Origin of the sequence: Streptomyces halobius, from assembly GCF_023277745.1 — a bacterium.
Classification (GTDB): domain Bacteria; phylum Actinomycetota; class Actinomycetes; order Streptomycetales; family Streptomycetaceae; genus Streptomyces; species Streptomyces halobius.
The window spans coordinates 8,088,865-8,101,216 of sequence record NZ_CP086322.1 but is presented as its reverse complement, the minus strand read 5'-3'; the positions used below and the strand labels follow the sequence as shown (position 1 = coordinate 8,101,216).

The 12,352-nt window shown below is 68.8% G+C and carries 14 protein-coding genes and 2 pseudogenes; 10 read left to right on the top strand and 6 right to left on the bottom strand.

All coding sequences use genetic code 11. The features are described from left to right. Window positions 1-10: 10 nt before the first annotated feature. Entirely contained in the window at window positions 11-502 is a 492-nt protein-coding gene (locus K9S39_RS36830; RefSeq protein WP_248867648.1) for an SRPBCC family protein, read from the top strand. 365 nt (window positions 503-867) lie between these two features. Here K9S39_RS36830 and K9S39_RS36825 read toward each other — a convergent pair whose 3' ends face one another. Beyond that, complete coding sequence (locus K9S39_RS36825) at window positions 868-1,965, bottom strand: PLP-dependent cysteine synthase family protein (protein ID WP_248869120.1); 1,098 nt, start codon at window positions 1,963-1,965, stop codon at window positions 868-870. Between the two features lie 302 nt (window positions 1,966-2,267). Between K9S39_RS36825 and K9S39_RS36820 the strand changes: the two genes are divergently transcribed. The 5 genes and pseudogenes from K9S39_RS36820 to K9S39_RS36800 all read left to right on the top strand — a co-directional run. After that, on the top strand, window positions 2,268-2,555 hold the full coding sequence (locus tag K9S39_RS36820) for a hypothetical protein (RefSeq protein WP_248867647.1): 288 nt from the start codon (window positions 2,268-2,270) through the stop codon (window positions 2,553-2,555). Window positions 2,556-2,730: 175 nt separating this feature from the next. Continuing rightward, window positions 2,731-3,237, top strand: coding sequence for an ATP-binding protein (locus K9S39_RS36815; protein ID WP_248867646.1), 507 nt, complete (start codon window positions 2,731-2,733; stop codon window positions 3,235-3,237). Window positions 3,238-3,536: 299 nt separating this feature from the next. Beyond that, window positions 3,537-4,109, top strand: a pseudogene (locus tag K9S39_RS36810) (TetR/AcrR family transcriptional regulator); the annotation flags it as partial. Window positions 4,110-4,349: 240 nt separating this feature from the next. Then, complete coding sequence (locus tag K9S39_RS36805) at window positions 4,350-4,748, top strand: (R)-mandelonitrile lyase (RefSeq protein ID WP_248865679.1); 399 nt, start codon at window positions 4,350-4,352, stop codon at window positions 4,746-4,748. Window positions 4,749-4,788: 40 nt separating this feature from the next. Continuing rightward, window positions 4,789-4,962, top strand: a pseudogene (locus K9S39_RS36800) (DUF4865 family protein); the annotation flags it as partial. A 124-nt stretch (window positions 4,963-5,086) separates the two neighbouring features. Here the strand turns inward: K9S39_RS36800 and K9S39_RS36795 are convergent. Then, entirely contained in the window at window positions 5,087-5,500 is a 414-nt protein-coding gene (locus K9S39_RS36795; protein WP_248867645.1) for a hypothetical protein, read from the bottom strand. 357 nt (window positions 5,501-5,857) lie between these two features. Here K9S39_RS36795 and K9S39_RS36790 point away from each other — a divergent pair, with 357 nt between their 5' ends. From K9S39_RS36790 to K9S39_RS36775, 4 genes are read left to right on the top strand one after another with little or no spacing between them, the layout of a single operon-like run. Further along, entirely contained in the window at window positions 5,858-6,319 is a 462-nt protein-coding gene (locus K9S39_RS36790) for a hypothetical protein (protein WP_248867644.1), read from the top strand. Window positions 6,320-6,324: 5 nt separating this feature from the next. Beyond that, the gene (locus tag K9S39_RS36785; RefSeq protein WP_248867643.1) at window positions 6,325-6,903 is read left to right on the top strand and encodes a toxin; all 579 of its coding nucleotides are present in this window, start codon (window positions 6,325-6,327) and stop codon (window positions 6,901-6,903) included. Between the two features lie 49 nt (window positions 6,904-6,952). Next, window positions 6,953-8,119 (top strand): MAB_1171c family putative transporter, encoded by a 1,167-nt coding sequence (locus tag K9S39_RS36780; protein ID WP_248869119.1) that lies wholly within the window; start codon window positions 6,953-6,955, stop codon window positions 8,117-8,119. Continuing rightward, window positions 8,116-8,691, top strand: coding sequence for a hypothetical protein (locus K9S39_RS36775; RefSeq protein WP_248867642.1), 576 nt, complete (start codon window positions 8,116-8,118; stop codon window positions 8,689-8,691). Before K9S39_RS36780 ends, K9S39_RS36775 begins: the two co-directional genes overlap by 4 nt. A 68-nt stretch (window positions 8,692-8,759) precedes the next feature. Here K9S39_RS36775 and K9S39_RS36770 read toward each other — a convergent pair whose 3' ends face one another. The 4 genes from K9S39_RS36770 to K9S39_RS36755 form a co-directional block, all read right to left on the bottom strand. After that, window positions 8,760-8,945: a hypothetical protein gene (locus K9S39_RS36770; RefSeq protein ID WP_248867641.1), complete on the bottom strand. Its 186-nt coding sequence runs from the start codon at window positions 8,943-8,945 to the stop codon at window positions 8,760-8,762. 207 nt (window positions 8,946-9,152) lie between these two features. Then, window positions 9,153-9,533, bottom strand: coding sequence for a GNAT family N-acetyltransferase (locus K9S39_RS36765; RefSeq protein ID WP_248867640.1), 381 nt, complete (start codon window positions 9,531-9,533; stop codon window positions 9,153-9,155). Window positions 9,534-9,600: 67 nt separating this feature from the next. Beyond that, window positions 9,601-9,900 (bottom strand): hypothetical protein, encoded by a 300-nt coding sequence (locus K9S39_RS36760; RefSeq protein ID WP_248867639.1) that lies wholly within the window; start codon window positions 9,898-9,900, stop codon window positions 9,601-9,603. A 238-nt stretch (window positions 9,901-10,138) separates the two neighbouring features. Continuing rightward, the gene (locus K9S39_RS36755; protein WP_248867638.1) at window positions 10,139-11,347 is read right to left on the bottom strand and encodes a hypothetical protein; all 1,209 of its coding nucleotides are present in this window, start codon (window positions 11,345-11,347) and stop codon (window positions 10,139-10,141) included. Between the last annotated feature and the right edge of the window lie 1,005 nt (window positions 11,348-12,352).

The window sequence follows — 12,352 nt, the reverse complement described above, 5'->3', positions numbered from 1 at the left end:
GGCCCGTCCCATGGCACGCCGACTCCGCCCAGTAGAGCTCGACTTCGTCGAATCCGCCCCGCTGCGGCTGGTGTTCGCCGCGGAGATCGCCGCGCCGCCGCAGGCGGTCTTCGCCGCGCTGGCGGAGGATGTCGAGGGCTGGTCCCGCTGGTTCACGGGCGTGTCGCGGTCGGCTGCGACGGACGGCGGCAAGCGCCGCGAGGTGCGGCTGACGGGCGGCGGCCGCTTCACCGAGACGGTGCTCGCCGCCGAGCCGGACGAGTACTACGCCTACCGCGTCGACACCACCAACGCCCCTGGCCTGCACGCCCTGTTGGAGGACTGGCGGCTGACGCCGTCCGGCACCGGGGCCCGGGTGCGGTGGACATTCGCCATGGACGGCCCGACACCGTTCCGCTGGACGCTGACACTGGCCCGGCCAGGCCTGGACCGCGCCTTCCAGAAGTCAATGCGGGCCCTGGATCGCCGAATTGCCGGTCGCCTCCCGAACGTTGACCGATAGCGTGGTGCGCGGAGGAATACGACACCGGGCCTGCCTGTTGTGGCCTGCAAGGGGCGCATCCAACCCTTAAGGGTTACGCGAACAAAACCGTTAAGGGTTGCGAACCCCCCTTGCAGGCCACAACGCCGGGGACCGGGAAGTATTCCCGTGACGGCAATGCCGCAAAAAGAGTCCGCCGCCGGAACAGACCCGCGGTGGGACGGACCGCCCGCGCTGGGACGGACCGGGAGAGGGAAACATGCCCCCACCGGGACAGGCGGGGCGGAACACCCCCACCAGGACGCGCCACCACCAGGGCAGCCCCCCGCGAGGACGCGCCTCCACGCGGAAAGCCCCGCCAGGAAGAGCCCCCGCCGGCGCCCCGCTCAGTCCCCCCAGACCCCCGTCCCGAGAAACGTCTCGATGGTCCGCGCATAGGGCGCGATGTCCAGCCCTTGGGCCGCCAGCCACTCGTCGGAGTAGTACTTGTCCAGGTAGCGGTCACCCGGGTCGCAGAGCAGGGTCACGAGGGAGCCCGTGCGGCCTTCGGCGACCATCTCCGAGACGATCTTCAGCGCGCTCCACAGCCCGGTGCCGGTCGAGCCGCCCGCCTTCCGCCCGATCGCCGTCTCCAGGGCGCGTACCGCGGCCACGCTCGCGGCGTCCGGGACCTTCATCATCCGGTCGATCGCGCCGGGCACGAAGCTCGGTTCCATCCGTGGCCGTCCGATGCCCTCGATGCGGGAGGCGGTGACGCAGTGGGTCGTGGCGTCGCCGGTGAGCCAGCCGTCGAAGAAGCAGGAGTTCTCCGGGTCGGGGACGCAGACGCGGGTGTCGTACTGCATGTAGTGGACGTAGCGGGCGATGGTGGCGGAGGTGCCGCCGGTACCCGCGGTGGCCACGATCCAGGCGGGCTCGGGATAGCGCTCCAGCCGCAGCTGCTGGTAGATCGACTCGGCGATGTTGTTGTTGCCGCGCCAGTCCGTCGCCCGTTCGGCATACGTGAACTGGTCCATGTAGTGACCGCCGGACTCCGCGGCGAGCCGGGCGGAGACCTCGTAGACGGTCCGCGGGTCCTGCACCAGATGGCAGCTGCCGCCGTGGAACTCGATCAGCCGGGTCTTCTCGCGGCTCGTGGTCGCCGGCATCACGGCGATGAAAGGCACCCCGATCAGCGACGCGAAGTACGCCTCGGAGACGGCCGTGGAGCCGCTGGAGGACTCGATGACGGGCTTGCCGGGGCGGATCCAGCCGTTGCACAGCCCGTAGAGGAAGAGCGACCGGGCCAGGCGGTGCTTGAGACTGCCGGTGGGATGCGTCGACTCGTCCTTGAGATAGAGGTCGATGCCCCAGTCCTCGGGCAGCGGGAAGCGCAGCAGATGGGTGTCGGCGGTGCGGTTGGCGTCCGCCTGGACCTTGCGGACGGCTTCCTTGAGCCAGCTCCGGTATTCCGGATCGGTGCGGTCGACGTCGACGATCGGCATCGGTGCCGGGGCCGCCATGTCGCGGTCCGGCCGGCTCTGCGGCTGCTGTGCGGTGCTCACCGGCGCGCTCCTCATGGTTTCGAGGCCCGTGCGGAAGGCCGGGCCGCTACCGACTATAACCAGCCGACGCACGCTTCTCACCTGCATAAACATCACTTTGAGGTACCCCAAGGCGGGCCTGGGAGGCGGCTGTTGCGCGCCACGTGCCCCGGAGAGCACTGGCGTCGGGGGCGCCGTGCGGGCACACTCCCACCAAGGGGCGGTGGAGGGCACCTGCCCGATGTACCGAGGAGGTGGTGGCCATGGCGGAGCCGGAATTCAACGCGACCGGCGTACGGATCGAGCGATGGCTGCGGTCCCTGACCCGCGCCGGACAGGTCGTCATCCGGGACGGCCGGCTGGCCCTGTTGACGAGCTACGGCACCGAGATCGACAGTGCGCCGCTGCAGGCGGTACAGGCGCACAAACCGCTGTTCGCGGCGCGGGACCGGGCACTCGCCACGATCAACGGCCACCGTTACTCGCTCACCCTCGGGGCCCCGGAACTCTTCCTGAAGGCCGTCCAGGCGGCGCGTCCACCACGCCCCTGACTCCCCGCCGCGGCCGGGGCGGTGCGGTTGCGAGACGGCACCCGCGGGCGGACCCTTGACTTGTATCACTGAGGGTTCACCAGCGGTGACGCTGCGGTGTCAGTCGCATCGCTGGATCCGATCTTCGCCCCTGCGAGGCATCAGGGGCGCCCGGCCTCATCAGGGAGTCGCGGTCGTGATCAGGCAGCCCAGCACACACTGCACGGTGGAGCTCCAGGCCCTTCCGGCCCGCATCCGGCATGTGCGCAGAATCGTCTCCGCGCAACTGCGGTACTGGCATCTCGACCCCCTGATCGATCCGGCGATGCTCGGCGTGACCGAACTGCTCGCGAACGTCCACCGGCACGCCCGCCCCAGCAAACAGTGCACCCTCGAACTCTGCGCCCTGCTCGATCAGTTGACGATCTCGGTGCACGATCTGGATCCGACACTGCCGCGGATCCGGACCGTCGACACCTGGGAGACCAGCGGGCGCGGCCTGTCACTGATCGCGGCGCTCAGCCAGAGCTGGGGAGTCCGCCCGAACGGTACCGGCAAGGTGGTGTGGTTCACCTTGCCGGTTCTCGTCCCCGCGCTTGACGAGGCCCGCCAGGTGCCCGCGTGCTGGGACACCATGCCGATGGAGGCGGCCCGCATGACGCCCGGCTCCCGCACCCGGATGCGGAGCGCGAGCGCCGGCTGAGTCCTGGGTGTCCGGGGCCGGCGCTGTGCGGTGGAGCAGATCCTTGTGCCACTCGATGGCGGGGGATCGCCCCGGTGGCGATCCGGCGGGGGATCGCCCCGGTGGCGATCCGGCGGGGGATCGCCCCGGTGGCGGTCAGGCCGCCCCCTTGAGGCCGGGGCCGAAGTGCTCCTCCAGGACGGACGGCCGGCGGGGCCGGGGCTTGCCGCCGGGTCGCGCTTGCCGGGTCGTGGCCGCCTAGCCCGTGGATCGCCCTGACCTTCCGTGGCGCACCGCGCTTGATCTCTGTAACTACTAGTATGTACGGTGCCCTTATGAGCACTCAGGAACGACTCGTCGAGAGCACCCAGGAGCTCCTGTGGGAGCGGGGATACGTCGGCACCAGCCCCAAGGCGATCCTGGAGCGCGCGGGCGTCGGCCAGGGCAGCATGTACCACCACTTCGCGGGCAAGTCGGATCTCGCGCTGGCGGCGATCCGGCGCACCGCGGAGAGCATGAAGGAGACCGCGGAGACCTGTCTGTCCGGCCCGGGGACGGCGTACGACCGGGTCGCGGCCTATCTCCTGCGTGAGCGGCGGGTGTTGCGCGGCTGCCCCATCGGCCGGATGACGCAGGATCGCGATGTCGTACAGAGCCCGGAGCTGCGGCGGCCGCTGGACGAGATGTTCGGGTGGCTCCAGGGCCGGATCACCGAGGTGCTCGCCGAGGGGCAGCGGCGCGGCGAACTGGCTCCGGCGCTGGATCCGGAGGCCACCGCCGCGACCGTCGCCGCGGTCGTCCAGGGCGGCTATGTGCTCGCCCGCGCGGCCGATGACACCGCGCCGTTCGACGCGGCGGTACGCGGGGCGCTGTCGCTGCTGGCGGCGCAGGCCGCGTCCGGTACGTCCACCGCGCCCGGTGCGACGTGGCACGCGCCCGGTGCGTCAACCTCGCACGGTACGTCGACCGCGCCCACCCCGGATGCCGCGCCCGGTAGGTCGACCCCGCCCGCCCCGGATGCCGCGCCTGCCCCAGATGGCACCGACTGACCATCACCCGGCCGATCGCCAGCCATTCACCCGACCACTCGGGGCTCCCGAAGACACCGCGCAATTAGAGGAGTTCACGCCCGCATGCACATCACCCGGGAACGCCCCGCGAGCCAGGCGGGCCCCGCGGCCCACTTCACCGGCACCGTATGGCTCGACGAGATCGCCGCGCCGCCCTCGCCCTCCCGCCTCCGGATGTTCAGCGTCCATTTCGCCCCCGGCGCGCACACTGCCCGGCATACGCATCCACACGGCCAGATCCTGCATGTCACCGAGGGTGCCGGACTGGTGCAGCGCGCGGGCGGCGCCGTCGAGCCGATACACGCCGGAGACACGGTCTGGATCGCGCCAGGTGAGCGGCACTGGCACGGCGCGGCGCCGGACACCTTCATGACCCACCTGGCCACGGTCGAGGCCGCCGCCGACGGCACCACGACCGAGTGGGAGGAGTTGGTCGGCGCGGAGGAGTACCCCGGCACGTAACGAGCACCGCACCAGCCCTTCCCCTCCCACGGAGCCCACCATGCACGCCATGCAATACGCGATCCCCCTGCCCGCCGACTACGACATGGAGATCATCCGGAACCGTGTGAAGTCCAAGGGGCATCTCCTGGACGATTTCGAAGGGCTCGGCCTCAAGGCGTACGGCATCCGCGAGCGCGGGGTCGACGGCTCACCGGTCAATCAGTACGCGCCCGTGAATCACCGCAGCACTGTCACCTGCGGAGACACCCCGACTCTTGGGCGTGCGGCATCCTCGACGAATGGAGGGCGCCCTTTCCCAAAACGGCAAGTGAGCGTAAACGCCGGGCCACATAGGGCTATGGGATGCTCAACCGAACCGGCACGGACGCCCAGGTCACGTGACCGCCTTCGTCGCCGCGGTACTGGCCGATGTCGTCGACCGAGCGGTGCACGATGAACAGGCCCGGCTCCACCTCCGGATCCGGCAAGGCCCGGTTCATCTCCCCGACGGTGAGCAGGACGTGGGCCCCGTCGTATGAGATCCGACCCGCCAGGTCAACGCTCGCGCGATGCCGCGCGGTGACGTCGACCAGCTCCGTGAGCACCGCGAGCACCGACTCGGCGATGGCCGCGGCTTCCGGCAGCTCGCCGAGCAGTGCCGGCAGCACCATCGCGGCGAACCGGCGGGAGCGGCGCATCGCTTGGGCGGGACCATGCTCGGGGCCAACCCGGAACTCAAGGGAGTTCACCGCACCAAGAACCTGCGGCACGGCGGAGTTCCCTCCGGCCGCGGGAGGCCGCAGACCGGAGGCCCAGAGCAGAGGCACTGCGTCGGAGATCGTCACTCGTCCATCACTCCACCGCGTCGAGTAGACGCACGGGGCTGCCCGCTCCCCCGAGCCGGGCAGTCCCGTGCGCAGCTTCAGGGCACGGCGAAATCCGGCCGCACTACCCCTACAGGCGGCCCTGTGTGTCATGGAGTTAACAGTGGCGTAGAGTGTTTACGCAAGCCAGATGAGAGTCGGGCGAATCACGAGGTCGGGAAGTAGACAGGAGGGACAAACTCCTGCCTAACAGCGTGGATTAGAGTGGCGAAGCCATGACAAGAAAACAACGCAAAATCGGACATGAGTAGCCTGGGGGCGGAGATGAGCGCCGGCGAGAATGATGAGCCACGCACCTTGCAGGAGAAGATCAACTACCTGCTTAAGGAGTCGTTCCCCGACGGCACCCCGAGCGACCGCGAGTTCTGCCGAATCGTGGAGGCCCGCGGCGGCGCCTTGTCTCACAGCTACTTCGGCAAGCTCCGCAAAGGCCAGCTCACCGAGGTCAGGGACGAGACTCTGCAAGCCCTGGGAATGGGCTTCGACTGCGACTGGCGCTTCTTCAAACCGGAATCGCAGGTCGAGGCGGAAGTCTCCGCCGGGCTCCGCTTCCTGGCCGACAAGCGAGCCGGCGGCATCAGCGGAATCGCCGGGCGGGGCATCACCGAAGAGGGGCTCTCGCCCGACCTCCTCAACTTCGCACTCGACCTCTTGGAGAAGGCGCGTCAGGAGACGCAGGAACCTCCGGCGGAACCGCGGACATGACGCGCGTGCCTTCTTCCGAGCCGTCTCTGAGCGAGGTGCAGGAGCGGTGCAAGACCGGCCTGGCAGACCTTCCGATCCCCAACCCGTTCTCAGTAGAGCAGTTGCGGATGAACATGGAGAAGGCCCGCGGCCGCCGGATCATCATGCAGCCCATCCCTGATTCGATGATCACCGTGAGCACGGCGTGCGGGTTGAGGATCAAGGACACCCACCTCAGCATCGTCCTCTACCGCAAGCGCCCGTCGGCCTACTTGACCGAGCACGTCATGTTGCACGAGCTGGTCCACGAGTGGTTCGACCACGGCACTCAGCTCAGCCCCGAGGAACTCCAAGCACTGTTGCCCGTCTTCGGACCGGGCCTGATCAAGCGCGTCATGGCCGGTGAGGCCACCGTGCAGGCACGTGCCAACTACCGCACCGTCGAGGAGAAGATCGCCGAACTCGGCGCCTCTCTCATCCCCCGCATGGCCCGCGACGTGCCAAGCGACGACATGCTCGGCCGCCTGGACGACACCCTCTCCCGGCCCGCCGGCGGCAGTTACCGACCAGGACGCCGCCTTCGCAACCTCTTCCGCCGCTCGTAACTCAAGGACCCCCGTGCTCGACATAGCCGGCTACCTCGTAGCCGCCCTGATGACCGCCGTCGCCATCTGGCGCGCGCTCGGCGGTTCCGACGCCCGCCGAAGATCCCTCTGGGGCTGCTTCCTGGGCTTCTCCATCGCCCTGTGGACCAAGACCGAGGTCGTACGAATCGGGCTCAACAACAGCTCGATCACCGACGCCTCGATCCTGCTCAAGCACTACTCGGCTGGCGCAGCGATCTTGGCGATCATGTATTACATCGTCGCCGTGTACGGGCAGTACCCCGCTGACGGCGAGATGGCCCGCGCCGTACGAGTAGCCCGCGTCATCCAACGCGTAGCCACCAAGACGGCCCTCGCCAGCTTCGCCCTGATGACGATCATGTTCTTCACGGTCGTCGACCGGTCGGTACCGAGCGACCGCTTCGTCAGCGATCACGCCGGGCAGTGGGGCGCCACCGCCTACATGACCGTTTTCTACGTCTACCTGGGCTCCGCATCCGCCATCTGCCTCTACCAGTGGGCCGGCGCGTTCCGCCGTGAGGAACGCAGGCTGCTGCGTGTCGGCTTGGGCATGATGGCCTTCGCCATGGTCCTCGGCGTCTTCTACTCCTTCGGTCGCATGCTGGCCATGTGGGTCTGGCTCGCCGACCAACCCAGCTACGCCGTCGCCCACAAGATCGAGTCCTCCACCGAGGCGATGCAGCTTCTCCTCTTCGTGCTGTTCGCGCTCGGGGTATCGGTCCCAGCCTCGGAGAAGGGCCTCCGCCGCGCCCACGCCTGGTGGGCCCTCGCGCGCCTGTACCCGATGTGGCGCGAGCTGATGACCGCCTTCCCCACCATCCCGATGGAGCCGCCGCGCTCCCGGTACCGCGAGTTGACCCGCCGTGACATGGACGCCGAGCTCCGGCTCGACCGGTGGATCCACGATGTCGCCGACGCCGTCGAGAAACTGCGTCATCACGTCCCCGACAACCTGATGGCGGCCGCCAGGGAGAAGGCCGCCCACGGTGCCGTCGCTCAGGCGTACTGGATCAAGGCCGCGCTCGCAGCCAAGGCGGGAGGGGCGCCCGCGGGCCCGGTCGCGGCGTTCGAGCAGCCCGCGGCCACGGACCAGGACGGAGCGGTCGCATGGCTCCGCCGAGTGGCCAGAGCGTACAAGAAGAGCAGCCCTGCCCAGGCGCAAAGCCTGCTCGCCGCCGCGGGGACAGCCTCATGACGAGCGACGCCACTACGGCCCGGACCGTCACCGATGTTCTCCAGCCCCGCAACGTTCTCGTGGTCGGCATGGTCGGCATCGGCCTGGCGGCCGCCGGTGACTGGACCGGCATCCCCTGGGGCCTGCTCGGTGCACTGTGCGCCGGGCTCATCCCGGCGGGTTACATCGAGTGGGAGCGCAAACGCGGCACTTGGGGTGACCGGCACGTGGTGGACCGCACGAAGCGGGCCCCGATCTTCTTCGTCATCCTGGCGTCGATCGGCCTCGGATCGCTCGCCATGGTGCTCGGCCACGCACCGACCGGCATCCTCGTCGCCATGCTCGCCCTGTGGGCCATGACCGTTGTGCTGCTGACGGTGAACACCGTCTGGAAAATCAGCGTGGACAGCGCGGTCGCCTCCGCCGTCCCCGCGCTGCTGGCCGTCGTCCACTCCCCATGGTGGCTGCTCGCCTACACCCTCACGGCGGCAGTGTGCTGGTCCCGGGTGGCACTCACCTACCATTCCGTCGCCCAGACTGTGGCCGGTGCCTCGCTGGGAGCTGCGACCGCCGCCGCCTTTCTGCTGGCCTGACGCCGCGCCGAACAAGCGCAGAGCCCCGGACAACCGTCCGGGGCTCTCGCCGTTCAAGGTGCTGCCGCTCAGTGAGGCAGGCGCACCGTCACGTCGTACAAGCGCGTGATCTCGCTGGTGCTCTCGCGTACGGCGACCTGTCGAGAGCAGGTCTGCGCTTGGCTGGCGGCCTGGGCGGGGCTGCCCATGGCCGTCAGGGTCGTGGCTGCCACCACCGCGGCGAGGGCGGCGGACAGCACGGATCGTATCTGCATGGCCGAAAAGTACGGCATGCCACTGGCAATGGCTGATTCCGCTCCCTGCATCCTGCAGGTCCGGGCCTGATCCGGGGCCTTCGCCACGCAGCTGGCAGGGGCCGTAAACGACGAGGCCCCGGCTAACCGGAGTCTCGTCGTTGCGGCGCTCTCGGGGCTGGCAGCATCAGCTCATCCGTACGGCGCAGGGGAAGCGCTACCCGGGTGTCAGGGCAGGCGCACCATGCGGCGGCCGTCCTCGTCGTCGGGTTCCAGGCGGAAGCCGTGCCGCGCGTACCAGGCGGCAAGCACCGGGTCAGTCAGGCCCTCCGGGGCGCGGCGCCACACATGGCCCGGTGCGAACGAGCCGCACGAGAGGGCGATCTGCGAGCCGGGGTTCCCATCGAGCAGGGCCTTCAGCAGCCGTGTGCCGTGCCCGTGGCCACGGTGGTCGGGGTGGACACCCACCTCCATAACCCACAGCTCGTCGCCGCAGTCGATAACGTCCAGGTAGCCGACGAACCTGTCGCCGAGGCGCAGCAGCAGCCACGTCTCGTTGTCGTCGGTCTCGCAGACGAGGACGGGCGCGGGCATGGTGGCGGCGCGCACGGAGCGGGCCTTTCAGGTTCGGGTCTGCGGGGCCGGTTGCTCTCCGGCCCTGGGCGGAACGGGGTGGTCAGGCCGCGAGGTCGAGGCGTCCTTGGTCGACGCAAGCGAGGTACTTGCGGGTGGCCTTTTTGCCGACGTAGCGGGAAAGCGCGGTGCCGCGTGGGGGCCGCGGCAGTTCGCCGTGTTCGGCGTCCGGCGCCTTGGCGCGCTCGACGATCTCCCTCATCGACAAGCCGTTCTTGAAGTCGGCGCCGACCTTCTTCTCGACGGTGACGTATTGGGCGGCCTTCTTCGGGCGCAGCCGCGCGGCGAGGACGACGTCCGCCTCACACCCCAAAACGCAGAAACTGCAGCTGAGGCGGCTCATGCCCCAGTCGTACGCCTCCTGGTACGGCAGGCCGCTACGCGCGACCTCCTTCCAGACCTCCGCGTCCGTCCACCCGTGGATCGGCCTCCACGTCGTGACGTGCCTCTTGCCATTGCTGGTCGGGCGGTCGATCTCGACAGCGGCTGCTGGTGGCCAGCAATATTGGGAGGCACCGAATGCCCTGGAGCGTGCTCACCGTGTGTGACGCGGTCTTAGCCCGTCAAGGAGGTCTTGTTGGCTATTCGGGTTCGGTAGGTGTCTGGGCGGCTTTGAGCCGGCTGGCGACGTAGCTGGCGCGGTCTCCGCCGTTGAGCTTGTGCCAGTGGTGTGCTGTGCCGTCGGCGATGCCGAGAAGGTCGGCGAGCATCTTCCAGTGGACGGCCCCGACCATGGCGAGCCAGGCGCCGTTGCGGGCCTTGCTGACGGTTGGAATGCCGAGGCGGGTCAGCCGTTGTTGCAACGTGTGGGAGGTCATCGGTCGGTCGGGACGAAGGCCGGGGAAAAGGTATGGCGTCTCGCGAGTTCGGAGTGGTGCTGCGAGAGGGCGACGTTCGTTGATCAGCTGGTGGAGTAGGGCTGATAAGCGGGGCCGTAGCCAGAGCGGATCTCGGCCGAGCTGAAGGCCGAGGACGCCGGGTTCTTCGGGGTGGGAAAGGACCTGGTCGATGGTGAGGTTGACCAGCCGGTCGGCCATCTGTCCGTATTGCAGCACGAGGCATCCTGCGACGCGGTCGAGGATCTGCAAGGACTCGTCGGTCTCCAGGTTGAGTGCGGTGATGATGCGGTCGGCGTCGGTCATGATGGATCGGTCGACGGTCTTGGTCGCGGTGGCGATGGCGACGTTCTCGGGCGCTAAGTGGCAGTTGGCAGCCCAGATGAGGAACGGTCGGGCGTAGTTCTGCAGTTGCCTGTTGGCAGTCAGCCAGCGATCGACGATCGCTTGGGTGACGGTGTCGAGGGTGCGGCCGCGGCGGTGGATGTACTCAAGTAGCTGACGTGCCGCGGTGAGTTTTCGGCGGAGCTGTTCGCGCTGGAAGCGGCTGAAGCCGGATCGCTCAAGCCGGTGGTGGGCGAGGGGCATGAGGTGCCATCGGGCATACCGGGCGAGGACGGACCGTTCCCGAGGGTCCTTGATCTCGTCGAGACAGACCTTGACGTCCCGTTTGAACTGAGCGAGTTGTTCCTCGCGTGGCTTCAGGACTTCGGCCAGCACCAACAGCCCGCGCAACTGATGGACGGACGGTGTCTGGCGGAGCGTGTCCAGGGTCTCGTGCGAACACTCCAGGTGGCCGCTGGCCATCGCCCGGATGAGCTGGCCTCCTGGGCGGCGTAAGTACCAAACCAGCGAGTAGGGGTTGTCGTACTGCTCGAGAACTTCGGCCAGCGGAGCAAGCTGGGCCGAGCGGCGGCCATCTGGGGCGGCGAACGTCTCGTCGAGTTCCTGCATTGCCCGGCAGCGCGGGCACTGACCGTGGAGAAGTCGGCCCATGGCACTGCAGGTTGGGCAGCGGTAGGTGAAGGTGACTCCGGCGCACTCGGGGCAGATCGGTCCATCCTTCTCCTGGCGGAAGACGCCGGCCAGCTGGCCGCATCGGTGGCATTCGGCGTGGGTGAAGCGAACCGCGTCGACGCAGGGAAGGCAGACCGGTCCTTCCGGCCAGCGTCGCTCGGCCTTGGCGAGGGTGCCGCAGCGGGTGCAAGGGACGCTCGAGGCTCCGTAGCACGACACGCATCGCGGGGTGTCGTCCCAGCGTGTCGCCGGCATCGAGGGGCTCTGGCCGCAGTCGCGGCAGGTGGGCCCAGGGCGGGCGTGCTGCCAGCAGGTCATGCACCACGGTCCGCGGGCATCGCGGGCACTGACGATCTTCATGATTCCGCAGCCGCTGCATGGTTCCGCTCGGTCCTGGCGGCGGCAGCCGTCGCACCAAGGCTGGCCCTCGTCGTCGCGGAAGGAGACCGCCATGAGCCGGCTGCAGACTCGGCATTCCTCGCGAGGCCGCATCTGCTGGATGCAGGCCCGGCAGATGCCGGAACTTAGGAACGCCAACCTTGCGCCGCTTGCCGCAGCGCGGGCAGAGGACGACGGGCGCCCGCCGGTTGTTGCACTTCTCGCAGAGGGCCCCGTCTTCCGTGATCCGGTCGGCGGCTTTCACCTCGCCGCAGTCGATGCACTCGCGCCGAAGCCGGTTGTCGCGGTTCAGACGCTGATAGCAAGCACTGCAGACCGGTCGCCCGTCATCGCGAGCGGTGATCCGCCGAGTGACGCCGCAGAGGGAACACGGTTCCGCGATCGCCTTCTTGCGACAGGTGTCGCACCAAGCGCCCTCGTCGGTGTGGGCGGAGGCGACGACCACACGGCCGCAGACGCAGCAGGCCTCCTTGGGCAAGCGTCTTGCGGTGGCAGGTGTAACACATCCGGCCCGTCGGGGTATTCTTCGTGGCCTTCATGGTG